Below are 25,258 nucleotides of genomic sequence, written 5' to 3'. Positions count from 1 at the left end.
ACGGCCTTTGGCTTGGGCAATGATCGCGCAGGCCAACCGTAGAAAACCAATCTGAGTCAGTCGTTAACGCAACAGCGGAATTTCTCCTGAATTTTCGTCTTTTTGATTCTGACTGATCGAAAGACCTGCGAAATCAAACAGTTTTGGGTCCAGAAGATGCGATGGTCGCGCATTGGTAAGGGCCCGGAACATTACCTGTCGTCGACCAGGTGCGTTCTTTTCCCACTGATCCAGAATCTGTTTTACTTGCTGGCGTTGCAGTCCGTCCTGGCTTCCGCACAGGTCGCAGGGAATGATGGGGTAGTTCATCGCGTTCGCGAATTTCGCACAATCCGTCTCGGCGACATGGGCGAGGGGGCGAAAGACGAACAGATCGCCCTCTTCGTTCACCAGTTTGGGCGGCATGGTCGCCAGACGGCCACCGTGGAAGAGATTCATAAAGAAGGTTTCGAGGATGTCATCGCGGTGATGTCCAAGAACTACGGCGGAACATCCTTCTGCGCGCGCAATTCGATACAGATTGCCCCGGCGCAGACGTGAACACAGTGCGCAAAAGGTGCGGCCTTGCGGAATCTTGTCCACCACAATGGAGTAGGTGTCCTGATATTCGATGCGATGGGGCACGCCCATACGTTCAAGGAACTCGGGCAGCACCGTGGCGGGGAACCCCGGCTGGCCCTGATCCAGATTGCAGGCCAGCAGATCGACGGGCAGCAACCCGCGCCACTTCAGTTCATAAAGCACCGCCAGAAGCGTATAACTGTCCTTGCCGCCAGACAGGCACACCAGCCAGCGCGGCGGCTTGGCGTCTTTGTCATGGGCGTTTGCGTCGAACATCCCGTATTGCTCGATGGCCTCACGGGTCTGCCGGACGATGCGCTTGCGTAACTTCTTGAACTCGGTAGTCGAGGGCGCACCGGCAAAGAGCGGGTGGATATCGTCAGCTTCGTCGAACATGGGGTGGGCCTATCGCAGTTGTGTGAACCGGGCAAGAGTGGCGGTCATTCGTCATCTGGTACCGGGTCATAGCCATCGCCACCCAACGGATGACACCGCCCGATGCGGCGAGCGGCCAGCCATGTACCCTTGATCGGTCCGTGTTTCTCGAGCGCCTCCAGTGCATAGGCCGAGCAGGTCGGCTGGTAGCGGCAATTGAATCCAACCCAGGGACTGAAGATCAGCCGATAGGCCCGGATTGGCAGTGCGAGGATATGGGCAAGCAGCGTCATTTACCGCCATGCACTTTGCGCAATGCATAGCGCAGATCGTCTTTTAAAGCCTCAAAGGGACGGGCGGCTGTAACCTCGGCGCGGCCGATCAGGACGTAATCCCATCCGTCGCGTCCCTGATTGGGAAGAACAGCGCGCGCAGCCTCGCGCAGGCGGCGTTTGGCGCGATTGCGGGCAACGGCATTGCCAACCTTTTTCGAGCAGGTGAAACCAACGCGAATACCGGTCGCTTCGCCCGCACCACGCTTGCGGGCCTGCACCATCATAGATGAAGTGCCCTGCCGCTTTGCCCGCGCGGCCTTCAGAAAGTCCGAGCGGTTCTGCAGCACGGTCAGAGAATCAGGCACGCAAACGGACGCCGCCGGGGGCTTTACCCTCGGTTGGTTTCTACCATCCTCAGGGGCCTCCGGCGGCGTCATGTTCATAACCTGATCGGTGAGCGGTTTACGCGCTCAGCGATTTGCGGCCACGGGCGCGGCGCGCGTTCAGGATTTTGCGGCCGGCTTTTGTAGCCATGCGCGCGCGGAAACCGTGGCGGCGTTTGCGAACCAGGTTCGAAGGCTGATAGGTGCGTTTCATCGCTCCGTCTCCAATCTATAGCGGTCGGGTGCGGCGCGGATTCGCCTGGCCCTAGTGTTCGAAGCCCGTCCTCTACTGGGTCGCGGGTGCTAAGTCAAACCCCAAGGTGGGGGTTTTGGGGCCTTTTGCAACAATTCTGTAACCGGCACCCGCAAAAGGTTTCAAATACCGGGTTTTTGCACCCAAAACCCTCACATTCATAGCCTTAAACATCAACGCCGCGTGAGGCCTCTGTTGCACGACCCGCAGGCAGCGCATGTTGTAACCAGAATGAAACGCATCAAACCGGACACCACAATGAGTGATACGACTCAGACCGCGCGCAGCGGAGCAGCGCGCCACATTCCTTTGCTGGTGATTCTCGCTGTCGCTGCGGTGGGGTTCTTCACCCTAGGCGATTACCTGACCTTTGAGACCCTGCGCGACAATCGCGAGGCACTTTTGGCGTGGCGGGATGCCAACTACTGGGCCATGGCCGCTGCGTTTATCGCACTTTATATCGTCATCGTAGCCTTCTCACTGCCTGGTGCAGCAGTGGCTTCGATGACCGGAGGGTTCCTGTTCGGTCTGTTCGCCGGGACGGTGTTCAACGTGTTTGCCGCAACGATCGGGGCCTCGGCCATCTTTCTTGCGGCACGTTGGGGGCTGGGCGGGTCGTTGTCGGCGCGGCTGGAATCCTCGGAAGGGACAGTCAAGAAACTAAAGGACGGGCTGCGCGAGAATGAAATCTCGGTCCTGTTCCTTTTGCGTCTGGTTCCCGTGGTGCCGTTCTTTGTGGCCAATCTGGTGCCCGCATTGGTGGGCGTGAAGTTCCGCAACTTTTTGATCACCACAGCGCTGGGCATCATTCCGGGCGGCATCGTCTATACTTGGATCGGCGTCGGTCTGGGCGGTGTCTTCGACCGCGGTGAGACCCCGGATGTGTCTCTGCTGTGGGAACCGTTTGTCATTGGTCCCATCATTGGCTTGAGTGTGCTTGCGGCGTTGCCGATAGTCATCAAATCCCTCCGTGGCCGAAAGGACACCTGATCCATGCAAGAGTTAAAGACTGATATCCTGGTTATTGGCGCCGGGTCGGGTGGGCTGTCCGTGGCCGCCGGGGCCAGTCAGATGGGTGCAGATGTTGTCTTGCTGGAAGGGCATAAGATGGGAGGCGATTGCCTGAACTTTGGCTGCGTTCCGTCCAAGGCTCTGTTGGCCAGCGGTAAGGCCGCTTACGGGCAGGCGCATGTGTCTGCTTATGGCGTGGCGGATGTGGTGCCGCAGATCGACTATGCTGCGGCTAAGGACCACGTTCATGACGTGATTGCTCAGATCGAGCCAATGGACAGTCAGGAGCGGTTCGAGGGCTTTGGCGTCAAGGTGATCCGCGAATACGGCAGCTTTGTCTCGCCTACACAGGTTCAGGCTGGCGATCACCTGATCACCGCCCGCCGTGTTGTTGTCGCGACCGGATCTTCGCCGCTGGTGCCGCCGCTGCCCGGGCTTGATCAGGTGCCGTATTATACCAACGAGACTATATTCGACCTGCGCGACAAGCCCGAGCACCTTCTGATCATCGGAGGAGGCCCCATCGGCATGGAGATGGCACAGGCGCATATCCGTCTGGGCTGTAAGGTGACGGTAATCGAGGGGATGAAGGCGCTGGGCAAGGACGACCCCGAGGCCGCGTCGGTCGTACTGGGCAGCCTGCAGGCCGAAGGCGTTGCGATCCATGAAGATGCCATGGTGGCCCAGATTCGGGGCAACACGGGGGGTGTTGAAGTCGTGACCGAGAACGGAGAGATCTACGCGGGCTCTCACCTGTTGCTGGCGGTTGGGCGCAAGGCAAATATCGACCGGCTGAACCTTGAAGCTGCTGGGATCGACCACACGCGCACCGGCATCAAAGTTAATGAATCACTGCGAACTACAAACCGCAAGGTTTATGCCATCGGAGACGTCGCAGGCGGCCTGCAATTCACCCATGTGGCGGGGTATCAGGCGGGGATCATCATTCGCTCGGCCCTGTTTGGGCTGCTGACCAAGGCAAAAACGGCGCATATCCCTTGGGCGACATATACCGACCCAGAACTGGCGCAGGTGGGCCTGACCGAGACGCAAGCGCGTGCGCGGCACGGGAACGCTCTGGAAATCGCCCGCTTTGATTATCACCACAATGACCGCGCAGTTGCTGACCGGAAAACGAAGGGGTTCATTAAGGTGATGGTCGTAAAAGGCCGCCCCGTCGGTGCGACGATCGTGGGGCATCAGGCGGGCGAATTGATCAACTTGTGGTCGTTGGCGCTGGCGAATAACCTCAAAATGGGCCAGATCGCGGCGATGGTTTCACCTTACCCAACGATCGGAGAGCTTAACAAACGTGTGGCGGGTGCCTATTTCACGCCAAGGCTGTTTGAGAATCAAACGGTTAAACGTGTGGTCAGGTTCGTCCAGCGCTGGATTCCCTGACTCAAGGAGGAGCACAAAGTGAACTCGCTGTCGGGCCGATTCCTGATCCTGACGACGGTCTTCGTCATGTTGGCCGAGGTTCTGATCTTTGTGCCTTCAATTGCGCGCTTTCGTGAGGATTTCCTGCTCAATCGATTGGAGCGTGCCCAGATCGCTTCGCTGGCCCTGCTGGCCGATGACATGCTGGCAGAAGAGCTTGAGGCTGAACTGCTGGCCAATGCTGGCGTCTACAACGTCGTGCTGCGCCGAGATGAAGTGCGCCAGCTGATGCTCTCTTCGCCCATTCCGGATCAGATCACCAAGACCTACGACCTGCGCGACGCCAGCGCCTGGATATTGATCCGCGACGCTACTTCACGTCTATTTACGCCTGAAAACGAAGTCATTCGCGTGATTGGAGCACCGGTAAAAGATGCGGGTCTACTGATCGAGGTTACGATGGACAGTGATCCGTTGCGCATGGCGATGACGGATTACGGGCTTCGTATTCTGGGCTTGTCATTTGTGATTTCCATCATCACCGCCTCATTCCTGTTTCTCGCCGTGCGCGTGGTTCTGGTGCGCCCGATCAAAAGCGTGGTTGGCTACATGCAACGCTATGCCAGCGCGCCTGAAGATGCGCGCGGTATCATCTCACCCAACTCGAAGGTGACTGAACTGCGCGAAGCAGAAGAGGCCTTGCAGATGCTCCAGACCGATCTGACACAAGCCTTGAAGCAACGCGAACGCCTTGCGCAGTTGGGCGGGGCGGTGGCCAAGGTTAGCCACGATTTGCGTAACATTCTGACTTCGGCTCAGCTGTTCACCGACCGGATCGAGGCCAGCAATGATCCGTTGGTGGCTCGCATGGCGCCAAAACTTGTCAACTCGATCACACGCGCCGTCTCACTGTGCGAAAGCACCCTGGCCTTTGGTCGCGCGGAAGAACCCGCCCCGACATTAACCAAGTTGCGCTTGCGGGACATTGCCGAGGATGTTGTCAGCAGCGAAAGGCTTGCGCTTGCGGATGCCTGTGTCGAGATCGTAAATGATGTGCCCGAGGATCTTGTGGTCCGCGCCGACCCCGAGCAGATTTTCAGGGTCATCATGAACCTTGTACGCAATGCACGACAGGCGCTGTCGACGTCCCGAAAACCCGGCCGCATTTCCGTATATGCCTCCGAGCAGGAATCAGACTGGTGTATCGAAATCAGCGATACAGGCCCGGGTCTTCCACCCAAAGCGCAAGAGAATCTGTTTACCCCGTTTCAGGGGGGCGTGCGCAAAGGTGGCTCGGGTCTCGGACTGGCAATCTCACAAGAGCTGGTGCGTGGGCACGGTGGGGAATTGTTCCTGAAAGACACCGGACCCGAGGGAACAACCTTTGAAATAAGGCTCCCACGCGGGGAAATGACTTTTTGAGGTTTTTTTGAAGAATCGACTTGCACGCACTGATCCCCAGGTCTAAATACCGCCTCACCAACGCGGACCGATAGCTCAGCTGGATAGAGTACTTGACTACGAATCAAGGGGTCGGGGGTTCGAATCCTCCTCGGTCCGCCACTTATCTCTTTTGTGAGGCGACACATAGTTCTGCCACCAGCGACAGAACCTTGCCATTTTCGCCTCACTTCCTTCATCCAGCACCTAGACCGATTTCATTGATCCTGACTTCCTTTTGGTAAAATCAGGGCTGATTTGCAGATCAGACGCCGAAGGCGCCTGTTCCTGCTGATCTGCCACGTGGCGAACGCGGATGGGGGCGAGGCAATGCTATTCGACAATAGTGGTGCGGCCCGCAGGCGCAGCCGAGGACACGGTGTTGTCTAATAGGGTTGCCCGAGGGGGAAGGCAGCGTCTTACCCCTGATGGCCAGGGGCATTTGGCTTGTCCAAATCCCGCTGGCCCCAAGGAAAACAGGAGCGGTGGGGCATGCTTTGCCGTCACTATTCTTGAACAAGACGCCTTCATCATGTGAATCTGCGTGAGCGGAAACTGAGCTTAGCCGCGGTAACTTCCTTTTTCAGTGCAGTGGGACAACAGACGTTAAACAAATAGTTGCACCGTTCGGGCACTTTGCTTTGGGTCTGGTTCGCCACAGGTTATTGCGCTACCGTCGGTTGTGCGAGATTATCTCCACCATTACTGAGAAGTGATATTTTGGGTATTGAAGAATTTGTTCCAAAAGCAGGAACTAGTATAGATAATTTGGGTTTCCTTTTTGGAGCAGGGACATCTTTTGAATCAGGCTACCCGCTAGTGTCTGGATTGACGAAAGATGTTGTAGGAGCCTTGTCGACAGACGACAGGGCCGCATTGGAAGAAGCTCTGGCGACCAAAGGCTTCACCTATGATGACGGCAAGGGATTGCCAAACATCGAAGAAATCTCAGACATAGTAATCGAGCATCATACAAACAGTCAGCTTCCGAAGTTCCAGTCCCTAAGAGAAAAGATCCGCGAGCTGGTTCGAGATGCGATACTGGGAGTTTCTCATCCAGATATATCAAATCAAGTTGAATTGTTGGAAAGGCTCAAGAGAAGGGCTTTTGACCGACCTACCAATGTTTGGTTTCTCACGACAAACTATGATCTGTTGCTTGAAGAGGCTTGCGCCGAAGTTGGCTTGAAACTGATAAATGGGTTTTGTGGCGCGACAAAGAGGTTCTTTTCAGAACAGGAGTTTTCGATCGTATCTGGGACAACCTCTGGATCCAGGTTCACCCCCGAGAGTGGTTTGACCATAAGACTAGTCAAGCTTCATGGATCGGTGTCTTGGTATCGCAAAGGTGATCGCGTTTTTGAGGCTGCTCCGAGTGCAATTGTAGAGCAAGATGCAAGATGTATGGTACTCCCGCGGCGAAGCAAGGTATTTGAAACTCTGTCAGGACCATACGACGGCCTCTTTCGCATTTCTAACTCAGTTTTAGGGAGACGCTGTAAACACTTGATAGCTTCCGGTTTCAGCTTCGGTGACAGCCACATTAACGACAGCTTAGTGAAGCCCCACATTTCGTCCGGGGGCATCTCGCTCTGCAACTTCTGTGAAGTCGAGCCTGCAGATCTGAGTGACCTACGTGCACGCCCCAATGTTCTTCATGTTTGCCGAGACAAAAAAGTGATTGGCGGGCGTGAGACTGAAGAGGAAAGCGAAGCCTGGATGTTCAGCAAGTTTGTCGAGCTATTTTAGGAGATACGCGGTGAAGCACCAAATCGGAAAAGTAATTGAGGTTAAAGGCGATACAATTGCCGTATCACTAATTGAATTTGACGAAGAGAAAACTGTTGGTGTGCCTGAAGAGATGGCGGTGGACGTCTCCACTCCAGATGGTCCGGTGAACATTCTAATAGGCCAGCCCGGATCGTTTGTTGAGCTGTCTTTGCCAAACGGCACTTTGCTATGTCTTGTCACAGAAACACGGATGCGAGAAGCAAATGTTGGCGTGACAGAAGCCAAGGAAGCCGTTACTACGGGCGACTTTGTTATCGACCAAGTCTCGCGGCAGCTTGTGACGATTCCGATTGGAACAATAGATTCAGACGGAGACTTCGAACGGGGAACCAATGTCTTACCAACAGTAAACGCCCCCGTTTTCGCCGTCCTCCCTTCAACAATAAATGACATCTACACAAGCTTTGCCGAAGGGAACTTTTCTTTGGGGAAGTTATCCCTTCTGCCTGAGCAAGAAGCAAAACTGAACCTTGATGCATTCCTTGGCCGTCATGCTGCGATACTAGGGCAAACGGGTGGGGGAAAGTCTTGGACGGTTGCCTCTGTCCTCCAGAAGATTGCACAATTCCCACAATCGACCGTCCTCCTGCTTGATCTGCATGGAGAGTATGCTTCGGCATTTGGGGATGAAGCCGAGGTAATCTCTGCCGCCGACATCGAGATGCCCTATTGGTTGATGAACGCAGAGGAAATTCTTTCGCTCATGATTGATCGAGCAGAGTCTAGCGCCCCGAACCAAAACGCCAAGTTTAAAGAGCTGTTGCAATCTGCGAAGGAGAATCACCCCGAGAATGCTGCTCTCGGTCTAGAAAAAATTACTATCGATACGCCGGTCTATTTCGACCTTATGGAGATCGTTGATGAATTTCGGCGTTTGGATGTCGAAATGGTTCAGGGTAGTACGAAAAAAGTTAAGGGGCCACTCCATGGGCAGTTTACCCGCCTTCTAATGAGGCTGGAATCTCGGCTAAACGACCGGCGCTATGACCTGATCTTCAAACCCCAGACATATAACTCCAGTGCCTCAATGGATGACCTGTTTCGCAAGCTCTTGGGAGAGGAGATTTCAAATAGGAAAAAGATAGTCGTTCTTGACCTGAGCCCTGTACCCTTTGACGTCAGAGGTTCGTTGATATCCTTAACTCTCAGGTGTCTGTTTGACTTCTCCTATTGGCATAGCCGCCTCAAGGGGTCGCGCTTTCCCATATCCATTTTCGCCGATGAAGCTCACATCTATCTGAGCGACTCAGGATCTAACCAAGCCCCACGAGAGTCGGCCGAAAGGATCGCAAAAGAAGGTCGAAAGTACGGAATAAGTCTAGCAGTCATTAGTCAGCGACCGAGGGAAATGTCGTCCACGATTTTATCGCAGTGCGGGAGTTTTCTGTGCTTGAGAATTTCAAACCCGGACGACCAGTCGTACGTTCGCAACCTGCTTCCTGATTCCGTTCGAGGGATAACGTCAATGTTCGCTTCGCTAAGGCGTGGTGAAGCCATCTTGATTGGTGATTCAATGATGATGCCTACGCGCATCAAAGTGGATGCACCTGACCCTGCTCCAGATAGCGCCGATGCTTCCTTTACAGCGCTATGGAGCGAAGAACCGGTCGACTTAAATGTCGCTGAAATTTTGGATACTTGGCGCAACCAAAAAGTTCGTAACTAATTTCGGTCCGGAGGAGCAAAGGCACGCTTCGATAGGACAGATGTAGAATTTCATCTAGGGGTTCAGCATGTTGGGTTTCTTTAAAAAGCTATTCAGTTCGGAGAAAACTCTTAAGAGCGGCACCATCCAAGTCGCCACGAAACGGCAAGGGGGGGGCGGTGTTGGAGAGCGGTCTACCCCATTCGCTGAAGAACTGGAGGAATGGGAGCAGCAAAATATAGAGACATTGGAGAGAATGTCTGCTGAGATGCCAGGCGGCGACTACTTTCCCCTGCTCGAAAGCTTGCAAAAATCGATCTCGAAGAAAAGCTACGCAGAGGCTGCTGAAGCGGCCCACAAGAGCATTGCGCCGCTTCGGGATTGGTTGAAAGACCCGAGAGGGGATGGTGCAAGGTTGCAGCTCCGCGTCCCTGCATTGCAGCAAGGTGGAACGATTATGGCCTTAACAGGGGATTTGGAAGGGCTTGAGAAAATTCGCGATCTTGTAACCGAATTCGACCACCTTGAATCTTACAGGCTCGATGCGATGAGACACTTTAAGTCTTATGAGCTTTTTGTGGCCATTCGAAAGCTTGTCTCGTCCAAGCCAGGAGTATTGCAAAACAAGGTAAAGGCCGAGCTCGGGGAAGATGATGGCCGTCATGTGAGCAACTTGATTTCTTGGTTGGAAAAAGCAGGCGAGATCACAAGGGAAAAGAAGGGAAAGACATATGCGCTATACATATCAGAGCCGAGCAATTCCTCGAGTCAAACGCAGCCCGCTGAAACTAGAATGTACATACCGGCCCCAAGAACTTCGAAAGCGGACATCTCACCTGATTTAGAGACTTTTACTGACCGCACATTCCGGTTTGTGGCGGTAGATGTCGAAACAGCTAATCGACAACACAGCAGTATATGCCAAGTAGGGTTGGCTATGGTGTCCCCCAGCGGAGATGTCGAGACGGTTGGGATACTGATCGACCCCGAACAAGATTTCGAACGTTCGAATGCCAACCTACACGGGATTGACGAAACGTCTGTAGCCGGGGCTCCCAATTTCAAGGCAGTTATTCAGTCTTTGCGCCCGTTCCTTGAGCGGCATCTTCTGGTGCAACACAGCAATTTTGACAAACAGGCATTTAAAGCGGCTAGCAAATTTCACGGTGTTCCAGAATTGAGGGCCAACTGGGTCGATAGCGTCAAAATCGCCAGAAGAGCTTGGCCAGAACTGAAAGGTAATGGTGGCCATGGGTTGGCCAATTTAAAGACTTACCTTGGCCTAATATTTGAACACCATGATGCAGAAGAAGATGCACGTGCGGCGGCTGAAGTCGTTCTGGCGGCAGAAGTTGCAACTGGTTCGGATTTCTCCGAACTCGTGAAGTCTAAAAATCAAAACTACCCAACTTCGGTGGCGATATCTGGCAATCAAAGTGGCGCTCTCTACGGGCATGTTGCTTGCTTTACTGGTCAGTTGAGTATGTCTCGCGTGGAAGCGGCGACAATAGCTGCTGGAGCAGGGATAACCGTAAAGACGAGTATTTCGAAGAAAGTAACGCTTTTGGTTGTTGGAGACCAAGATCTGTCAACTTTGGCGGGTCACGAAAAAAGCAGCAAGCACCGCCGCGCGGAAGATCTGCAGAGTGAAGGGCACGAAATCAAGATCCTCGGAGAGTCGGAGTTTCTTTCGTTGATCAAAGCCGAATGATGCCTCGCGTGAGCGATTTACCCAAAGGCGATACAATAACGAAGAATGGAAATTATAAAGTTGACTGGTGAGTCCACCAAGAGAGTGTTTGCTGGGTTGTCAACCGGGGTGAAGCTCGAGCAGTATGCGCGTTCAATTCTGAAACAGGTTTTGTCGATTGAGAACAGCTCTCAGAAGAGTGATGTTCTTGGAGAGCGTTCTCATGTCGGCATTGAGCCTATGCTATTGGCGCTAGCAATGGAGTTCGCACTAAAAGCTTGGTTTGTTTGGGACCATGATCGTCACGACCCAATCAGGATACACAATCTCGCAAAACTCTTCGACGCGTTATCAATATCAAGTAAGGATAGGCTGAACGACGCATTCAAAGAAAAAGTTGCTCCGATTCATCCTTGGAGCGGGTGGATGGAATACACCATCGAAGATGTCCTTGCGCACCACGCAAATGCATTTGTTGAGTGGCGCTATCTGCACGAAAAAAGAGACATGGGCTTGAACTTCGACTTCACAACCTTCGTAGCAACACTCGAATTGGTCCTGGACGAATTCGGAAAGCGCTACGAAACCCGCGAAATCCGGCCACAACGGCCTCTCTCATAGAACTTTTGGGTGTCGCGCGTGATTTCGCCATCAATCTAAGCTTGTTACTAAGACTAATGTCCATTTTTACGATTGCGCTGCGACACAATTCGGGCACAACTGAGGTCCGCTTCCAACCGTTTGACCGTCATTGCTAAGCCTCCAAGCGTTCAACAATGATGGATCCGGTGCTGAGGGGCGCATGAACAAACGGGTCGATCTCACTTCTCAGGGCAACCCTTGCCAGTCTTCAGCCGAACGAGAGTGCAATTGCGCCAAATCTGCTGTCTGGAGTCCTTCCAAATACCCGGTTTCAAAGACGACGCTTTGGCAGTCCAGAAACTGATCCTTGTGAATCTTGTCCCTTGCTTCGGCGATAAAAGGATGCTGAGACGCTAGACAGTTCTTGACCTGACCGATCGTGATGTGTCCCCCCACATCAATTTCAACGGCTTCGAAACGCAGCTTTTGAGATTTCTTATCATCAACTTCAAATACCCTGGGAACAACCAAACCTAATTGGATCAAACGGTTTGCGCCGTACGGGGTCGCACAGCCATGAATGTCCAGATTTACGATTTCGAGCAAATCCTGTGGTTCAACATTCTTGGCGAACGGACCTCTCCTCAGCGCACAACGGGTTTCCGAGAAGATTGTAGCATGGCGATCTAAATCGAAAAACACTCTTCTAATTGCCTTTGCGTCGATCATGCACGCCTGTTGAAGCTGTGTACCATGTACGTCAGGTTTAAGGTGGTTCCGGAGTTTTTGGGAACTTTCTTGTACGGCGTTTATAATTGACGATTAGCTTATCATCTTTGAGCAAAATTAACGCCGTTTCCCACCGAATACCGAACGCTAGAGCCACCCTATTGACCACCTGAGTCTCGACCCAAATACGGCGAAGTTTTTGTTTTGGCACCTTGGGTCTGCGAGGCCCGCGATGCACCACAAAACCACGTTCCCGAAAGAGCCTTGACAGGGTTGCAGGCTTCATCTGGTTTGCTTTGGCGATCTCCGAACACTTCGTTCCCCGTTGATGTTGTCTGTAAAGGCGTTTGACATAGCCGCATGGGGGCTGTGGGTGTTGGCGGCTTTTTGCTGGCAGTGACGATGTTCTTTTTCACTGAACCTTCAACTTTCAGCATGAACACTTGGTTAATCATGGGGGCAATGGGTCTTGTCACCGCCCCGTTTGGCCGGGTTCTATCGATGGTTGCGACCCGCTATGCAACTGCGACAGAAGTGTCGATGACTCTGATGCTGGAAACAGTCTTGGCTCCAATCTGGGCATACATTTTCTTCACCGAAGTTCCAGGTGCCAACAGTCTTGCCGGTGGTGCCATCATCCTCGTCACCATCATCGCCTATACGCTGCATCTCACGAGAGAGGCGGGTTGAAATGGGTATTCAACGAATCTCATCCAAGCTCAGCGTATGTCCACAGATTCTTGTGAAGGATCTGGCGGAAGTTAAGGCCGCCGGATTCATGGGGATCATCTGCAATCGGCCCGACGGTGAGGGCGCAGATCAGCCCAGGTTTGCAGAAATAGAAAAAGCAGCGAACGAAATAGGATTGGCCGCACTCTATGTGCCAGTACAGTCCGGCGCGGCTTCAATGAGAGATGTGGCGGCATTCGGCAAAGCGCTCGAAGATCTCGAAAACCCGGTCTTGGCATACTGCGGATCGGGTATGCGCTCTGCATCGCTGTGGTCGCTGCAGCACACTCGGTAAGCGCTGACGGATCCTCCAACCATCTTCAGAGCCAAGAGGCCCCCATGACAAAATTCGAATTCGTTGGCTACGACTTTTGCCCGTTCTGCCAACCCTCAATTATTACCCTCAAGGAAAAGGGTGCCGAATTCAGTGTGACCTACATAGAACCCGACAACAAACAGGATTGGGTGTACCAGGTATCGCCGCAGGGCATGACGCCATTTCTGTTGGTGAATGGCAAACCGCTGTTTGAGTCTGCTGCCATGAACGAGTTCGTCAATGATGCAACCATCGGCGATCTGCATCCCGAGGATGCGTTCCTGAAAGCACAAAATCGTATGTGGATTAGCCGAAGCTATGATCTATTGGGTCACATCTACGAGTTGAAAACCACCAACGATCAGGATGTGTTTGAGGCTGAAAAAGAAAAGCTGAGAGCCAAACTTCGCTCGATTGATGAAGTGATAGGCCAGAATCCGTTTTTCAACGGGAGCAATTTCTGTCTGGTCGACACGGCTTTTGCACCCGTACTCCGGGCCATCGCGCTGCTGGACGGTCATTTCTCGACAGGCATTCTAGAGGCATTACCCAATGTCGCGCGGTGGTCGAGTAACATATTGAACAGGCCATCTGTTCGAGCGTCTGTTGTCGAGAATTTTGACGCCGTTTCTGTGGCGAAAATCGCGGCCAGCAACGCGTTCGTAGTCCGCCAGCGCGATACTGCAGCAGCGTAAGTACCGGGTGCTCAGGATTTCTTTAAGTCGGTGAATAGCACACGTGTTGCGCTTTCCGCGAGCCGGGCGATCTGTTGGTCGTCCGGCTTGCCTCTTCCAAAGAGAGCATCATCCCGGTAGGCCGAAAGCATCGATGTAAAAAGGAGCATTCCCTCGTCAGGATCGGGAACGGATAGCCTTTCCTTGAAAAAACGCGATAGTGCGGCATTTGTTTCATCAGGGGCGGCTGCAAAGAAGGTCTCAATGATCTCGGGCGAATTGACACTTTCAGCGACCAACAACTTAAAGACTCGCAGTGGTTCCTCTTCGATGTGCCAGCGGATAAATCCCTCTGCAAAGCCAATCAGTGCTTGTTGCGTGTCAGGATGTTCAAGTTGGCGAGTAAAGTCCGCATTGCTTGATTGTCCAAGGAACTTGATAGTTGCTTCAAACAACTCGATCTTGGATGGGAAGTAGCGATAGACGGTCTGCTTTGTAACGTCAGCGAGCGACGCAATCCTGTCCATATTGGCAGCTTCGTAGCCGGTCGAAAGAAATTCTTCCCGTGCTGCGTTCAGGATTGAGAGGCGCTTCGCTTCTCTCTTTTCTTCCATCTTGCCCATATATCTAGAACTCGTCTCCAAATTATCATCCTCAAGAGTATGAATGCATTGACTCTGGTGCAAGCGTAAATTTATCATACTAACAGGTATGACTTTGGAAAGAAGACTATATGCTTGAACTCAACCAAATCGGGCGGATCAAAACGCCCTATGAACATCTTGAAGATTGCCCGAACAACGTCGAGGCTGAAGGTCCTGAATGTGAGGTCGTCTTGGATGTAGAGTTTGCCTCCGGTTTGAAGGGTCTTCGAGAGGGCCAGTCGGTACAGTTACTATACTGGTTTGAAGGTGTTGATCGGTCACTTGTCACGCAAACTCGTGGGCCAAAAGTCAATGGTAGGGAAGTAGGCACCTTTGCAATTCGATCACCGCACAGGCCGAACCCAATAGCCGCCGCGACAGTGCCCATTCAATGGATTGCAGATGGCAAGTTCGGGGTTCGAGGATTGGACTGCCTTTGCGGCACCAAGCTCCTGGATATTACACCAGCAACAAGATGAGCCGGTGGAATTCCGACATGCAGACATTCGTGCAATGGCAGCGAAAGCTAACTTTGTCGGCACAGCAGGCTTTGGGGCCGTTAAAACCGGGTCAATGTCCACTTACTATGTCCGATGGCAGCATAGAGCCCATAGTTAAAGATGCTGCGGCCCAAAACAAATTCTGGCTTTGTAGATTAAAGCGGACGCTGGGGGACGTGGCCGTCAATCAGCGGCAGCGTGGTTTCTCTTCCACCAATCGCGCATTGCATAAAAAACATCCTCCATGTCTTTTGCGAGGGGCGTTGCGCTGTATTCTACGCGTGGCGGAACTTCGGGATAGATCTTGCGCGTAATAAGCTGATCGCTTTCGAGCGCTCTAAGTTGATTGGTTAGCATCGTTTGACTCACACCGTCCAAGCGCCTTTTGAGTTCACCAAACCTTTGGGTTCCGTCGAAAACCAGTATTTGCAGGATGATCAGTTTCCATTTGCCGCCAACGAGTGAAACGATGTCTGGCATCGGACAAGGAAGCTGGCACAGACCCGCTGCAGTCGGCGGTATTGGTTGAAGGCCGTCGGTCATATTTGTTTCCCTAGTCCATTAGTACAGAAAAACGTACTACCCCAAAAAATTGTGCCTACTTGCAGAAAAGTACTTTTCCAATAGCTATTGCGCAACCGTCAAAATCGACGGTCTTCCACATGGAGAGAACAGGTATGACGATGACAACACTCGACTTGAGTGACCGAATTGAACGCATTCTTGCGATATGGGGCACCGACGGCAGCGGCCTGCCCGGTGAAGACGCTTGGAAAGCATTGGCCAAATGCTCGGATATCCAACCCGTCACATTGGTGAATTTCTTCAAGATGCGGGACTTTGCGTCTTATCCGGTGGGCCTTGCTGTGGGTGAGGATGGTATATCAGGCGACGATGCATTCCAGCGCTACGCAGCCGTCAGCATGCCAAGCCTTGAGAAGGTAGGAGGCCGTTTTCTTCTGGTCGCACCTTTCAGCACTACGTTCATCGGGGCCGCTGAAGATTGGGATCTGGTCGCAATCGGGTCATATCCAAACCCCGATGCGCTTCTGTCACTTTTTGAATTGAAGGACTACCGCGAAGCCTACCATCACCGGACTGCGGCTTGCCGAGATCAAAAAGTGTCACTCTGTATTGGTTAGGCCATGAAGAACTAAAATACGGTCGATCCACGCAAGATCAGCCACTTATAAAAACAATGCTTGGACATGATCGACGACAAAAGCTTGCATGAACGGTAGCTAAGATTGGCGAAGCCGGCATTCTGGCAATTGCGTGAAAGTCGGCTCTGTCCGCGATCTGTGAATTAGCATGGCAAACGATCTTGCGAGCGCAGCGAAAGGCCGGTTTGGTGAAGCCGCATTGCGGCGGCGGCCCTTGCGATGAATGTCTCCTTCGGGCCGTTTCTGACACGGCTGCTCAGAGCCAGATTCATAAATGGTCACAAGGATTTGGCCGTGCACACGAAAAGGCAGTCTACTCAACGATTTCTATCAATGTGCCGTCAGGTGAGCGAACGACGGCTTCGTAGTAGCCATCTCCCGTTCGCCGTGGTTCGGACACAAGCAACCCGTCAAGGCGAAATCGATCTGCAATTGCGTCGACCCGTTCATTTGTGCCGACCGAAAACGCGATATGCGCCCACCCGCAAGCTTCGCCGGGATGTGGAGTGACCCAAGGGCCTTCCATGATCTCAATACACGTATCGTTGCCTGGGATCTGTACGAAACGCGAGGCGAAGCCTGACCTGTTGTCGCTGTCGTAGCGCTCAGCGACCTCCGCATCGAAATAGTCTCGCCAGAATGCAGCCGCCTCTTCCAGATCCCTGGTCCAAACGGCCAAATGCGTCAGTTTCATTTCCGATTACCTTATCCAGCTAGCATGTTGACTAAATTAGAGGATCACACTATGCAGTTTTATGCAATCTTTTGCGGGAAATTGCATGGAACTGAATATACCAGACACAAGACAGGCGGAGCTTGCCGCGCGTTTGAGCGATGGTCACCAAATCGTGGCCGCCGACGCAGCGCATGAATACAGGGTATCGGTTGATACGATCCGTCGCGACATTCTCGCGCTAGAGGCAAACGGCAAGGCGCAGCGCGTGCGCGGCGGAGCCATCCCGGTCGCGCCACCCGCAGCGCCCTTGCACACTCGGCTTGCGGAAGGTGCCCCGGTAAATCCGGGCATGATCAAAGCAGCTGTGCGGGAAATTGGTAATGCGCAAACGCTCCTTTTGGACGGGGGGAGCACGGTGTTGGGCGTCGTGGAAAACCTGCCTGCACAGGACCGACGAATGGTGATCACGCCATCGCCGTGGGTCGCTATTGCCTGCCAAAACAATGGGATCGCCGTCTTCTTGCTTGGTGGCACTCTGCGCCCGCAGGGCGGGATCGCAACCGGCGAAAACGCATTGGATCGCGTTGCAGGCGTCTCGGCGGACATCGCCGTTCTGGGAGCCTGCGGACTCGATCGGGAATTTGGCCTGAGTTCCGACGACCATGACGAAGCGCAGATGAAACGCGCGATGCACGATGCCGCCGCCCGTACAATCGTCGTCACAGAAAATACGAAAATCGGGCGACGAGCTCGCCATCACACGCTTGCTCTGGCAGAGATCGACGCGATTGTCTCTGATGCAGCTCCTGATGCTGCCAGCACCTTGCGGCTCACCACTACGAGACTGGTCCTGAATACATGACATCTACAACAGACAGCGGAAATCCGGCAACCCTTCCCGCCACACCGGATTTCTCAGGGACAGCTCCAGCGCGTCTGGCGACACGCCTCGCATTTTTTGCTGCAGGCTTCGCAATGGCCTGCTGTGCACCTTTGTTTCCCTTCTTCAAGGCGAATGTCGGGGCCGACAAGGCGGAGTTTGGGATATTGCTGCTCTGCCTCGGGCTCGGCTCGATTATCGCGATGCCTGCGACCGGCGTGATGGCAGCTTGTCGAGGGGCGCGGCCTTTGATCCTTCTGGGTGGTTTTGGGTTGACCGCTATGCTGCCTCTTTTGGCACTGGCGGGGACACCCTGGGTGCTGGGGGCCGGGCTCTTTGTTTTTGGCGCGTTCCTTGGGACGATCGATGTGGCCATGAATGTCCATGGAGCAGAAGTTGAAGGTCAGGAGAAACGGCCGCTGATGTCGAACTTCCACGCACACTGGAGCATCGGCGGCTTCTTTGGGGCCGGATTGATTACGGTGCTTTTGTCCTTTTCCGTGCCGGCGACCGTCTGCGCGGCATTTGGCGCCGCAACTGCGCTCGTCGCAATTTTGGCTGCCCGACCCAGGTTTCTGAGTGTAGCGGGGAAAGAGCCCGAACCATCTGCCTTTCCTCGGGGCATCGTTCTTCTTTTGGCGGTTCTCGCAGGCATCATTTTTCTGGTCGAAGGCGCGGTACTGGATTGGGGAGCGCTGCTGATCATCGACAGAGACCTCGCCTCCGCAGAAAACGCCGGTGTCGGCTACATCCTTTTTTCAGCTGCGATGCTCGCTGCCCGTCTCACCGGGGATCGTCTGGTCAGCAGGATCGGTGGGTTCGCAACTCTCGTTCTGGGTGGATTGATCACAATGGCGGGGATCACGACCATTTTGGTCGCATCGTTTGTACCAGCCGCTTTTTTTGGATTTGTTCTGATCGGGCTGGGTGCAGCGAACCTTGTGCCAGTACTGTTCAGCGCCGCAGGTCGCCAGAGGGTAATGCCGCCTGGCATCGCCATTGCTGCGGTGACAACAACCGGTTACGCGGGAATTCTCCTGGGGCCTGCCATGATTGGCTTTATTTCGGATGCCTCCTCACTCTCAACCGCATTCTTGTTGCTGGCACTCCTCATTCTGGCAGTACCCATATCAGCATGGTGGGTCGCCCGGGTTCCGTAGTCAATGCGGCTTTCCTGCGTCTGCTTCGAAGAAGCTGCTTTTCGACATTGTCAGAGTGACAAATGGCATCTATGGGCCGTTACTTAATGAGCGAGAGTTGCCGTTAACTGTAAACGCTACACTTTTTGGTCGTTTGGCTATCTGACTGCCGCATTGAGCTTACCATATTGATGCGAAGATTTACACTTTCTTACAAAACATAAGTTATGTTATGGAGGTTCGAAATTGAATTTCAGAGGCATTTGCCATGGCATATCCCATTCTTGCAGCCGGCAGCCTGTCCGCCATCATTACCCTCATCCACGTTTTCATGGGCGGGCCTGAGGTGGCGCGCCCGTTGCTGGCTGCAGGAGATCTGGAAAAGCAGCCCAAATACGTGACGTATTACTGCTGGCATCTTGTCTCGATCAGCCTTGGTTTGATGAGCCTCCTGTTCCTGTGGCCCGCTCTTTGGGACGGAAGCAATGATCTTGCCATTATGGGCAGTATTATGGCCACACTCTTTGCCCTTTGGGGCATAGGTCTGCTGCAGTTTTCGAAGGCTGATCTAACATTCACCGAACTGCCGCAAGGGTGGCTTTTTGTCCCCATTGCGATCTTTGGGTTTTGGGGAAGCCTTTTCTAATGACTGTGCGGTTTTCAAAAGAAGGCTGGCTGAAAGCCGGGCTGGAGCAGCTTGCCCAACTTGGCCCGGATGGAGTGAAACTCGCAAACCTGTGCAAGACACAGGGTCGCACTACAGGGGCGTTCTACTTTCACTTCAAGGATCACGCGGCATTTGTAGCCGATCTGATCGCCTATTGGGAAAAGACACACACAGACGACGTAATGGCCGCGTCCGGGGCGCAGGCCGAGCATCTGAATATACTGGTCATGGATCTGGATCATCGGATCGAAATCGCCATGCGTCTGTTTGGCTACCAGAACCGGATGGTCGGAACCAAGCTTGCAGCGATAGATGAGAAGCGCATTGGCTTTCTAGCCAGCCTTCATGCGCAATCCGCTGCGATGGAGGCAGCAAGCGCGCGGGATCTGGCTGAACTGGAGTATGCAGCGTTTGTCGGGACACAGATGCTCTGGCAGAATGATCTGCCGGCGCAAGGTAAAAAGCTGGGTGTCGCGTTCGACAGTCTCGTGGCAGCATATCTAAAAAGGACGCGGGTCGAGTGAGACAGGTTGAAGAACACAGCATTCCAGAAGGCAGTCTATTGCATCAGTTTGCAAAAAGGCCGGGTTGTCACGCAGATGCATTTGTGGCGCACGTGGGTTTCATTCCATCGCTAAGCGAATACATCGTAGCGATGTTTGACTCACCCGTCTTCCGGATCGAGCGCGCATTGCTGGCACTCGCTGCTTTCAAGCCATCGTTCGCAAAAGACGTCGCCGCCCTGGCGTTGGCGGAAAATGACCAGCTAGCCTGCTGGAAAACCGTGCAGCGTACACAGCAAGAGTTGCTGATGAAGGTGGAAAAGGGACGGGTAAGAACCTGGCTGATGGTTGAGCCGGCTCAGGGCGGGGCATCAAAGCTGTGGTTCGGATCTGCGATTGTCCCGAAGCCCGCGCAAACCGGAAAGGCAGGCGGAATAGGGTTTGTATTTCGCACCCTGATGGGTTTTCACAAACTCTACTCACGTGTTTTGCTGCGCGCCGCGATACGCGGGCTCAAACAGGATTAGCGAATTCCACTGCGTCGCCATTCCATTCTTGCTGCGAGCATGAGCAAAGCTTGAACTATCCGCACTTTCTTCCTCTGTACAGGCCCAGGCCGGGATTGTCCTGTTCCGCCTTTAGTTGGCGGAGCATTCAATGGTTGCTTGGTGCAGTTCTGACAAGCAGTATGATCGTAGTGCTGCGAGATGGTCGATAACTGCATAGGGCTGCATGCCCACTTTGCCTCTGGAAACGCGAGCAGCTTGTTTGTCCCGCTTTGTGTGAATTCGCTCACTCTCAGATTTTTTGCTGCGGTGAACTCTGGACTGGCGAAACTGCGCCGCAGCGCACGTCGAAGTGGCGAAGGCCTGGTCAGGGTCGTGCCGAACTACGAGTTCTTTCAGCAAGATGCCCCATTTCTCCCAATTCGGGTTTGAGCTTTCAAAAACAAAAGAGCGTGCAGTCTGGGGCCATTCTGCCTCAGTTCTGATCCACGAAACACAGTTTTGATTTCCATTGGTAAAACAGCGTTCAATTATAATGTCGGACATTATAGTATATTTTGTCCGACATTATGTGTAGTGTTGGAAGAACATTGATTCGGAGCGGCTACACGTGACAGAAAATTTGCCACCCCAAGAACAGAGCGAAGAGGCAGGCAACTCGCTTAAAGCGTTACCTCCCGGCAGCAACAGCCGAGATGTTCTGGATGCGCTGTCCGCTATGATTGATGCGGAAGGTTTGAGAGTCGGCGACCGTCTGCCGCCGGAAGTGGAAATCGCGCGTCAACTCGGGATCGGACGGGCAAAGGTCCGCGAGGCCCTGACGAGTTGGCAGAACATGGGCATTGTCGTTCGCAACAAGAAGGCCGGGACACGTTTGGCGGCGGAGGTGTCGGCCAATGCGATTCACCTTCCACTGACACTGAAGCTTGAAGCAGAGAGCCTGTTGCGAACCCACTCAGTACGCAGGCCTTTGGAAATCGAAGCGGCGAGGATGGCGGCATTGAATTGCACCGAGGCGCAAGGACGGTTGATTACTGCCCGCGTTGCAGAACTCATAGCCACACATGCCGCTGGTGAAGACTGGCGTCAGGCCGACTATCGGTTCCACTCATCACTGCATGACACCTGCGGAAATCCTCTGTTCGGGCAATTGATCCGTCAGATTCAGCAAGGCTTCAATGAGGTTTACGAAGCGCCGTTCGGTCAGCCGCATCTGGGTCAGGCGACGATCCCAATTCACATCCATCTTGCCGAGGCGGTAGTCTCGGGTAATGCCGACGAAGCCGGGCGGATAGTCGGTGAAATCATGGACATGGTCGAAGCAGAAATTCTCCAGATCATGGAGAACCAGAATGTCTGATCGTAGAGACATCGCGACCCTGCTAGCAGCGGTACTGCCCGACTCTGATGGGGCAGTGACACCTCCGATCGTCCAAACCTCACTGTTTACCTTCGATAGCTATAAAAGTTTCGAAGACAGGATGGCAGGCCGGTCGGATTCTGCAATCTACACCCGCGTGGAAAACCCAACTGTCGCTGCGTTTGAAAAGCTCATGGCTGAAGCCGAGCAAGGCGAAGCCGCAGTCGGTTTTGCTTCTGGGATGGCAGCCATTTCCTCAACGCTATTGGCATTTGTCAAACCCGGAGACCGGATCGCCTGCGTCGAGCATGTCTATCCGGATACATTCCGGTTTCTGGAACGTATGCTGCGCCCGTTTGGCGTGCATATTGAATACCATGCGCCGGAACGTTTTGTAGATGACCCGGAGTTGCTGGCTGATGTGACACTGGCCTATCTGGAAAGCCCTGGATCGTTAGTCTTTGAAGCAATAGACCTGCGTCGTGCCGCCGAACACGCCAAACGTCACAATGTGTTGACGATGGTCGACAATTCCTGGGCCAGTCCGGTGTTCCAACGCCCCCTCACACTGGGCATAGACATCGTCATCCACTCAGCCTCGAAATACATCTCGGGGCACTCGGACACGGTTGCGGGCGTGGTGGTCGCCTCCCTGGACCATATTGCTCGCATCCGTGATCTGACCCTTCCTTTGCTCGGCGCTAAACTGGCGCCCTTTGAGGCGTTCCTGCTGACGCGAGGCCTGCGTACTTTGCATGCGCGCATGATGCAGCATCAGGCGGCGGCCAACATGTTCGTTGATCGCCTGGCCGCAATTCCACAGGTTCGGCAAGTCAATTCACCCGGTGCAAACGACGCTCCCGGATTGACGGGGCGGTCTGGACTTATGTCGATCGAGTTCGATGACAGTGTCGACATCGCAAAGTTCTCCGATGCGTTGAACCTTTTCCGCCTTGGCGTGAGTTGGGGTGGCTTCGAAAGCCTGATCCTGCCGGCGCGTGTCGGACTTGCTCAGGCCGGTGAACAAAACTCGATGCAGAAGTTTGGCGTCTCGCCCAATCTTGTGCGCCTGAATCTTGGACTCGAGTCAGCCGACGATCTCTGGGCCGATTTCACATCAGCACTCGCAAAAAGCACCGCTTAAGAATGCGCCGCCGCGCAGAAATCAAAACCAACTGGAGGAAAACATGAAAAAACTATTAGCAGGAATGACAGCCGCTGCCGTTCTGATGGGCTCGGCCTCGTATGCCGAAACCACACTGAAACTGGTTGAGGTGATCACCAGCCCCGAGCGTACCGAGGTGCTTCAGGGGATTGTCAATGAGTTTGAGGCCAATAATCCTGACGTCGCGGTCGAGATCGTCTCGCTTCCATGGGGTAGCGCATTTGAAAAACTGGCTACAATGGTGGCGGGTGGAGACATCCCGGATGTGGTTGAAATGCCCGACACGTGGCAGGCTCTCTACGCCGGATCCGATCAGTTGGTCAGTCTCAAAGACCATGTAGCCGGATGGGACCATGGAGCAACTCTGACCGACAAGACCGTCGCGATGGGTAGCCAGGCGGGCGATCTTTATATGATCCCGTACGGCTTCTACCTGCGGGCAATGTTCTACAACAAGAAACTGCTGGCCGAAGCGGGTATCGACACCCCACCGACAACGATGGAAGAGTTTAAAGCAGCCTCGGCTGCAGTATCCGAACTTGATGGTAAATACGGGTATTGTTTGCGCGGTGGTCCCGGCGGCACCAATGGCTGGATCATGTTCGCCGCAGCTATGAACGGCACCAACGAGTTCTTCACCGAAGACGGCGTCAGCCGCATCAACGAGCCCGGCTCGGTCGAGGGCATCCAATTCATGATCGACATGTATCAGAACGGATATGCACCTAAAGACAGCGTCAGCTGGGGCTTCAACGAAATCGTGGCCGGTTTCTATTCCGGCACCTGCGCGTTCCTTGACCAGGATCCCGATGCGCTGATCGCGATCGCCGAACGGATGCCGGCAGAGGACTTTGCCGTAATTCCTATGCCGGTTGGACCTTCGGGGAAAGCCTTCCCGACCATTGGTTTTGCAGGCTGGTCAATCTTCAACGCGACCGAGCACGAAGAAGAAGCCTTTGATCTGGTCGCAGCCCTGTCCTCGCCAGAGGCCAATGCTACATGGGCCAAAAGGGTAGGCGTTATTCCAATCCACAAAGGTGCCGATCAGGATCCGCACTTCCAGACCGACCAGTTCAAAGGTTGGTTCGAGGAACTGAATGGTGAACAATACGTGCCGACCACAATGCCAACCAACCTTGAGCAGTGGGGTTATTTTGGCAGCACGCTTCTGCTGGAAACCAGCCAGGAAGCTTTGCTGGGTCAGCGCAGCGCGCAGGATGTAGCGGATGAGTGGGCTGAGTTCCTCACCGACGAGCACGCTAAATGGAAGGCAAACCAGTGATTGATCGCGCTCAAAAAACTGTCAGGCCCGGGGAAACCCGGGCACGACGCTCGCTTTACCTGCAATACATGGTCGAGCCGTTCTTCTATCTGTCACCCGCGATCCTTCTGATCGGTGCGGTGATCATGATCCCGCTGATCATTGGGATCTCCTACTCGTTCCAATCTATCGAGTTGTTGAAGCCTTTTGCCTCCGGCTGGATCGGGTTCGAAAACTATGTCGATCTTTGGAGCGACCGTAAGTTTTGGATTGCGATGGAGAACACGCTGTTTTGGACTTTCTGGTCGATTACGTTCCAATTCCTGCTTGGCCTTGGCCTTGCGATGCTTCTGAACACACAGTTCTTTGGCAAAAAGCTGTTTCAGGCCCTCGTTTTCCTACCATGGGCCGTCCCGACATTTCTGTCGGCCCTGACTTGGGCGTGGCTGTTCAACCCTGTCATCGGTCCGTTGCCGCATTGGCTGGCCGCGCTTGGCATTCTGTCGGAGCCCTACAATATTCTCGGCGATCCCGAGCTTGCCATGTGGGGCCCGATCACTGCTAATATCTGGTTCGGCGTGCCGTTTTTTGCCATCACGCTGCTGGCAGCTTTGCAATCGATACCCGGTGAACTCTACGAAGCAGCAGAAGTGGATGGCGCGACACCGTGGCAGACCTTCACCAAGATTACATTGCCGTTCCTTGCGCCGATGATCGCGATCACGGTTATGCTGCGGACGATCTGGATCGCAAACTTTGCTGACCTGATATTCGTGATGACTGGCGGTGGTCCAGCCAACTCGACGCAAATTCTGTCGACCTACATATTCACCACGGCCTTCCGCAAACTGGATTTTGGCTATGCGTCCACCATTGCCGTGGCACTCCTGGTGATCCTTCTGATCTACGCCGTTATCCTGCTCTGGCTTCGCAAGAAGCTGGTCAAGATTTGAGGAGTTG

29 protein-coding genes and 1 tRNA gene are annotated in these 25,258 nt (G+C 53.8%); 22 read left to right on the top strand and 8 right to left on the bottom strand.

The genetic code is table 11. The annotated features are described in order from the left end of the window. Positions 1–63: 63 nt before the first annotated feature. Genes ttcA through rpmH form a run of 4 tightly spaced genes read right to left on the bottom strand, consistent with a single transcriptional unit; the run spans position 64 to position 1,808 of the window. Positions 64–957 carry a tRNA 2-thiocytidine(32) synthetase TtcA gene (gene ttcA, locus BLU89_RS08895; protein ID WP_074736149.1) on the bottom strand — a complete coding sequence of 298 codons (894 nt, stop codon included), beginning with the start codon at positions 955–957 and terminating at the stop codon, positions 64–66. Between the two features lie 44 nt (positions 958–1,001). Beyond that, positions 1,002–1,229 (bottom strand): membrane protein insertion efficiency factor YidD, encoded by a 228-nt coding sequence (yidD, locus tag BLU89_RS08890; protein ID WP_074736147.1) that lies wholly within the window; start codon positions 1,227–1,229, stop codon positions 1,002–1,004. Beyond that, on the bottom strand, positions 1,226–1,648 hold the full coding sequence (gene rnpA / locus BLU89_RS08885; protein ID WP_074736522.1) for a ribonuclease P protein component: 423 nt from the start codon (positions 1,646–1,648) through the stop codon (positions 1,226–1,228). Before rnpA ends, yidD begins: the two co-directional genes overlap by 4 nt. A 25-nt stretch (positions 1,649–1,673) precedes the next feature. Beyond that, a complete protein-coding gene (gene rpmH / locus BLU89_RS08880) occupies positions 1,674–1,808 on the bottom strand; it encodes a 50S ribosomal protein L34 (RefSeq protein WP_005980833.1) in 135 nt (44 codons plus the stop codon). A 297-nt stretch (positions 1,809–2,105) separates the two neighbouring features. Here rpmH and BLU89_RS08875 point away from each other — a divergent pair, with 297 nt between their 5' ends. The 8 genes from BLU89_RS08875 (at position 2,106) to BLU89_RS08835 (ending at position 11,425) form a co-directional block, all read left to right on the top strand. Continuing rightward, positions 2,106–2,837: a TVP38/TMEM64 family protein gene (locus BLU89_RS08875; protein ID WP_074736520.1), complete on the top strand. Its 732-nt coding sequence runs from the start codon at positions 2,106–2,108 to the stop codon at positions 2,835–2,837. A gap of 3 nt (positions 2,838–2,840) precedes the next feature. Further along, a complete protein-coding gene (locus BLU89_RS08870; protein ID WP_074736145.1) occupies positions 2,841–4,259 on the top strand; it encodes a dihydrolipoyl dehydrogenase family protein in 1,419 nt (472 codons plus the stop codon). A gap of 18 nt (positions 4,260–4,277) precedes the next feature. Continuing rightward, positions 4,278–5,660: a sensor histidine kinase gene (locus BLU89_RS08865; protein WP_083347697.1), complete on the top strand. Its 1,383-nt coding sequence runs from the start codon at positions 4,278–4,280 to the stop codon at positions 5,658–5,660. A 64-nt stretch (positions 5,661–5,724) separates the two neighbouring features. Then, positions 5,725–5,801 (top strand) — tRNA-Arg (locus tag BLU89_RS08860). Between the two features lie 597 nt (positions 5,802–6,398). Further along, positions 6,399–7,427, top strand: coding sequence for an SIR2 family protein (locus BLU89_RS08850; protein WP_074736141.1), 1,029 nt, complete (start codon positions 6,399–6,401; stop codon positions 7,425–7,427). 10 nt (positions 7,428–7,437) lie between these two features. After that, positions 7,438–9,135 (top strand): ATP-binding protein, encoded by a 1,698-nt coding sequence (locus tag BLU89_RS08845; RefSeq protein ID WP_074736139.1) that lies wholly within the window; start codon positions 7,438–7,440, stop codon positions 9,133–9,135. A gap of 67 nt (positions 9,136–9,202) precedes the next feature. Next, positions 9,203–10,825, top strand: coding sequence for an exonuclease domain-containing protein (locus tag BLU89_RS21685; protein ID WP_245709687.1), 1,623 nt, complete (start codon positions 9,203–9,205; stop codon positions 10,823–10,825). 45 nt (positions 10,826–10,870) lie between these two features. Then, positions 10,871–11,425, top strand: coding sequence for a hypothetical protein (locus BLU89_RS08835; protein ID WP_083347695.1), 555 nt, complete (start codon positions 10,871–10,873; stop codon positions 11,423–11,425). A gap of 207 nt (positions 11,426–11,632) precedes the next feature. Here the strand turns inward: BLU89_RS08835 and BLU89_RS08830 are convergent, their stop codons facing one another. Then, positions 11,633–12,115 carry a hypothetical protein gene (locus tag BLU89_RS08830; protein WP_074736137.1) on the bottom strand — a complete coding sequence of 161 codons (483 nt, stop codon included), beginning with the start codon at positions 12,113–12,115 and terminating at the stop codon, positions 11,633–11,635. A gap of 360 nt (positions 12,116–12,475) precedes the next feature. Here BLU89_RS08830 and BLU89_RS08825 point away from each other — a divergent pair, with 360 nt between their 5' ends. Genes BLU89_RS08825 through BLU89_RS08815 form a run of 3 tightly spaced genes read left to right on the top strand, consistent with a single transcriptional unit; the run spans position 12,476 to position 13,855 of the window. Then, entirely contained in the window at positions 12,476–12,805 is a 330-nt protein-coding gene (locus BLU89_RS08825) for a DMT family transporter (protein ID WP_281241184.1), read from the top strand. A 1-nt stretch (position 12,806) separates the two neighbouring features. After that, the gene (locus tag BLU89_RS08820) at positions 12,807–13,139 is read left to right on the top strand and encodes a protein tyrosine phosphatase family protein (protein ID WP_074736135.1); all 333 of its coding nucleotides are present in this window, start codon (positions 12,807–12,809) and stop codon (positions 13,137–13,139) included. A gap of 44 nt (positions 13,140–13,183) precedes the next feature. Beyond that, the gene (locus BLU89_RS08815; protein WP_074736133.1) at positions 13,184–13,855 is read left to right on the top strand and encodes a glutathione S-transferase family protein; all 672 of its coding nucleotides are present in this window, start codon (positions 13,184–13,186) and stop codon (positions 13,853–13,855) included. Between the two features lie 11 nt (positions 13,856–13,866). Here BLU89_RS08815 and BLU89_RS08810 read toward each other — a convergent pair whose 3' ends face one another. Next, positions 13,867–14,457 (bottom strand): TetR/AcrR family transcriptional regulator, encoded by a 591-nt coding sequence (locus BLU89_RS08810; protein WP_074736132.1) that lies wholly within the window; start codon positions 14,455–14,457, stop codon positions 13,867–13,869. Between the two features lie 110 nt (positions 14,458–14,567). Here BLU89_RS08810 and BLU89_RS08805 point away from each other — a divergent pair, with 110 nt between their 5' ends. Then, on the top strand, positions 14,568–14,957 hold the full coding sequence (locus BLU89_RS08805) for a TrmO family methyltransferase domain-containing protein (protein WP_074736130.1): 390 nt from the start codon (positions 14,568–14,570) through the stop codon (positions 14,955–14,957). Positions 14,958–15,161: 204 nt separating this feature from the next. On the opposite strand, the gene BLU89_RS08800 is transcribed toward BLU89_RS08805, so the two are convergent. After that, positions 15,162–15,521, bottom strand: a complete 360-nt coding sequence (locus BLU89_RS08800) for a winged helix-turn-helix transcriptional regulator (RefSeq protein ID WP_074736128.1) — start codon at positions 15,519–15,521, stop codon at positions 15,162–15,164. Positions 15,522–15,655: 134 nt separating this feature from the next. Between BLU89_RS08800 and BLU89_RS08795 the strand changes: the two genes are divergently transcribed. Continuing rightward, positions 15,656–16,120, top strand: a complete 465-nt coding sequence (locus BLU89_RS08795; RefSeq protein WP_074736127.1) for a DUF1330 domain-containing protein — start codon at positions 15,656–15,658, stop codon at positions 16,118–16,120. 334 nt (positions 16,121–16,454) lie between these two features. Here BLU89_RS08795 and BLU89_RS08790 read toward each other — a convergent pair whose 3' ends face one another. Beyond that, positions 16,455–16,835: a VOC family protein gene (locus BLU89_RS08790; protein ID WP_074736125.1), complete on the bottom strand. Its 381-nt coding sequence runs from the start codon at positions 16,833–16,835 to the stop codon at positions 16,455–16,457. Positions 16,836–16,920: 85 nt separating this feature from the next. Between BLU89_RS08790 and BLU89_RS08785 the strand changes: the two genes are divergently transcribed. The 9 genes from BLU89_RS08785 (at position 16,921) to BLU89_RS08745 (ending at position 25,251) form a co-directional block, all read left to right on the top strand. Continuing rightward, the gene (locus BLU89_RS08785; RefSeq protein ID WP_074736123.1) at positions 16,921–17,679 is read left to right on the top strand and encodes a DeoR/GlpR family DNA-binding transcription regulator; all 759 of its coding nucleotides are present in this window, start codon (positions 16,921–16,923) and stop codon (positions 17,677–17,679) included. After that, positions 17,676–18,857: an MFS transporter gene (locus BLU89_RS08780; protein WP_074736121.1), complete on the top strand. Its 1,182-nt coding sequence runs from the start codon at positions 17,676–17,678 to the stop codon at positions 18,855–18,857. The genes BLU89_RS08785 and BLU89_RS08780 overlap by 4 nt, the downstream gene beginning before the upstream one ends. Positions 18,858–19,104: 247 nt before the next feature. Further along, a complete protein-coding gene (locus tag BLU89_RS08775; RefSeq protein WP_074736120.1) occupies positions 19,105–19,482 on the top strand; it encodes a hypothetical protein in 378 nt (125 codons plus the stop codon). Beyond that, positions 19,482–20,027, top strand: coding sequence for a hypothetical protein (locus BLU89_RS08770; RefSeq protein ID WP_074736118.1), 546 nt, complete (start codon positions 19,482–19,484; stop codon positions 20,025–20,027). Before BLU89_RS08775 ends, BLU89_RS08770 begins: the two co-directional genes overlap by 1 nt. Positions 20,028–20,110: 83 nt before the next feature. Then, a complete protein-coding gene (locus tag BLU89_RS08765) occupies positions 20,111–20,533 on the top strand; it encodes a hypothetical protein (protein ID WP_176797674.1) in 423 nt (140 codons plus the stop codon). A 589-nt stretch (positions 20,534–21,122) separates the two neighbouring features. Further along, complete coding sequence (locus BLU89_RS08760) at positions 21,123–21,872, top strand: FadR/GntR family transcriptional regulator (protein ID WP_245709685.1); 750 nt, start codon at positions 21,123–21,125, stop codon at positions 21,870–21,872. Next, positions 21,865–23,016, top strand: coding sequence for a PLP-dependent transferase (locus BLU89_RS08755; RefSeq protein ID WP_074736114.1), 1,152 nt, complete (start codon positions 21,865–21,867; stop codon positions 23,014–23,016). The genes BLU89_RS08760 and BLU89_RS08755 overlap by 8 nt, the downstream gene beginning before the upstream one ends. A 43-nt stretch (positions 23,017–23,059) precedes the next feature. Continuing rightward, positions 23,060–24,319, top strand: a complete 1,260-nt coding sequence (locus BLU89_RS08750; RefSeq protein ID WP_074736112.1) for an ABC transporter substrate-binding protein — start codon at positions 23,060–23,062, stop codon at positions 24,317–24,319. Next, entirely contained in the window at positions 24,301–25,251 is a 951-nt protein-coding gene (locus BLU89_RS08745; RefSeq protein WP_074736110.1) for a carbohydrate ABC transporter permease, read from the top strand. Before BLU89_RS08750 ends, BLU89_RS08745 begins: the two co-directional genes overlap by 19 nt. Positions 25,252–25,258: the final 7 nt, after the last annotated feature.

The organism is Ruegeria halocynthiae, from assembly GCF_900106805.1.
GTDB classification, from domain to species: Bacteria; Pseudomonadota; Alphaproteobacteria; order Rhodobacterales; family Rhodobacteraceae; genus Ruegeria; species Ruegeria halocynthiae.
This window is presented reverse-complemented; position numbering and strand designations above follow the sequence as displayed.

Coding starts and splice junctions, on each gene's coding strand:
- ttcA (WP_074736149.1), bottom strand. CDS start 957: ATGTTCGACGAAGCTGACGATATCCACCCGCTCTTTGCCGGTGCGCCC.
- yidD (WP_074736147.1), bottom strand. CDS start 1,229: ATGACGCTGCTTGCCCATATCCTCGCACTGCCAATCCGGGCCTATCGG.
- rnpA (WP_074736522.1), bottom strand. CDS start 1,648: ATGACGCCGCCGGAGGCCCCTGAGGATGGTAGAAACCAACCGAGGGTA.
- rpmH (WP_005980833.1), bottom strand. CDS start 1,808: ATGAAACGCACCTATCAGCCTTCGAACCTGGTTCGCAAACGCCGCCAC.
- BLU89_RS08875 (WP_074736520.1), top strand. CDS start 2,106: ATGAGTGATACGACTCAGACCGCGCGCAGCGGAGCAGCGCGCCACATT.
- BLU89_RS08870 (WP_074736145.1), top strand. CDS start 2,841: ATGCAAGAGTTAAAGACTGATATCCTGGTTATTGGCGCCGGGTCGGGT.
- BLU89_RS21685 (WP_245709687.1), top strand. CDS start 9,203: ATGTTGGGTTTCTTTAAAAAGCTATTCAGTTCGGAGAAAACTCTTAAG.
- BLU89_RS08835 (WP_083347695.1), top strand. CDS start 10,871: ATGGAAATTATAAAGTTGACTGGTGAGTCCACCAAGAGAGTGTTTGCT.
- BLU89_RS08830 (WP_074736137.1), bottom strand. CDS start 12,115: ATGATCGACGCAAAGGCAATTAGAAGAGTGTTTTTCGATTTAGATCGC.
- BLU89_RS08825 (WP_281241184.1), top strand. CDS start 12,476: ATGGGGGCTGTGGGTGTTGGCGGCTTTTTGCTGGCAGTGACGATGTTC.
- BLU89_RS08820 (WP_074736135.1), top strand. CDS start 12,807: ATGGGTATTCAACGAATCTCATCCAAGCTCAGCGTATGTCCACAGATT.
- BLU89_RS08815 (WP_074736133.1), top strand. CDS start 13,184: ATGACAAAATTCGAATTCGTTGGCTACGACTTTTGCCCGTTCTGCCAA.
- BLU89_RS08810 (WP_074736132.1), bottom strand. CDS start 14,457: ATGGGCAAGATGGAAGAAAAGAGAGAAGCGAAGCGCCTCTCAATCCTG.
- BLU89_RS08805 (WP_074736130.1), top strand. CDS start 14,568: ATGCTTGAACTCAACCAAATCGGGCGGATCAAAACGCCCTATGAACAT.
- BLU89_RS08800 (WP_074736128.1), bottom strand. CDS start 15,521: ATGACCGACGGCCTTCAACCAATACCGCCGACTGCAGCGGGTCTGTGC.
- BLU89_RS08795 (WP_074736127.1), top strand. CDS start 15,656: ATGACGATGACAACACTCGACTTGAGTGACCGAATTGAACGCATTCTT.
- BLU89_RS08790 (WP_074736125.1), bottom strand. CDS start 16,835: ATGAAACTGACGCATTTGGCCGTTTGGACCAGGGATCTGGAAGAGGCG.
- BLU89_RS08785 (WP_074736123.1), top strand. CDS start 16,921: ATGGAACTGAATATACCAGACACAAGACAGGCGGAGCTTGCCGCGCGT.
- BLU89_RS08780 (WP_074736121.1), top strand. CDS start 17,676: ATGACATCTACAACAGACAGCGGAAATCCGGCAACCCTTCCCGCCACA.
- BLU89_RS08775 (WP_074736120.1), top strand. CDS start 19,105: ATGGCATATCCCATTCTTGCAGCCGGCAGCCTGTCCGCCATCATTACC.
- BLU89_RS08770 (WP_074736118.1), top strand. CDS start 19,482: ATGACTGTGCGGTTTTCAAAAGAAGGCTGGCTGAAAGCCGGGCTGGAG.
- BLU89_RS08755 (WP_074736114.1), top strand. CDS start 21,865: ATGTCTGATCGTAGAGACATCGCGACCCTGCTAGCAGCGGTACTGCCC.
- BLU89_RS08750 (WP_074736112.1), top strand. CDS start 23,060: ATGAAAAAACTATTAGCAGGAATGACAGCCGCTGCCGTTCTGATGGGC.
- BLU89_RS08745 (WP_074736110.1), top strand. CDS start 24,301: ATGGAAGGCAAACCAGTGATTGATCGCGCTCAAAAAACTGTCAGGCCC.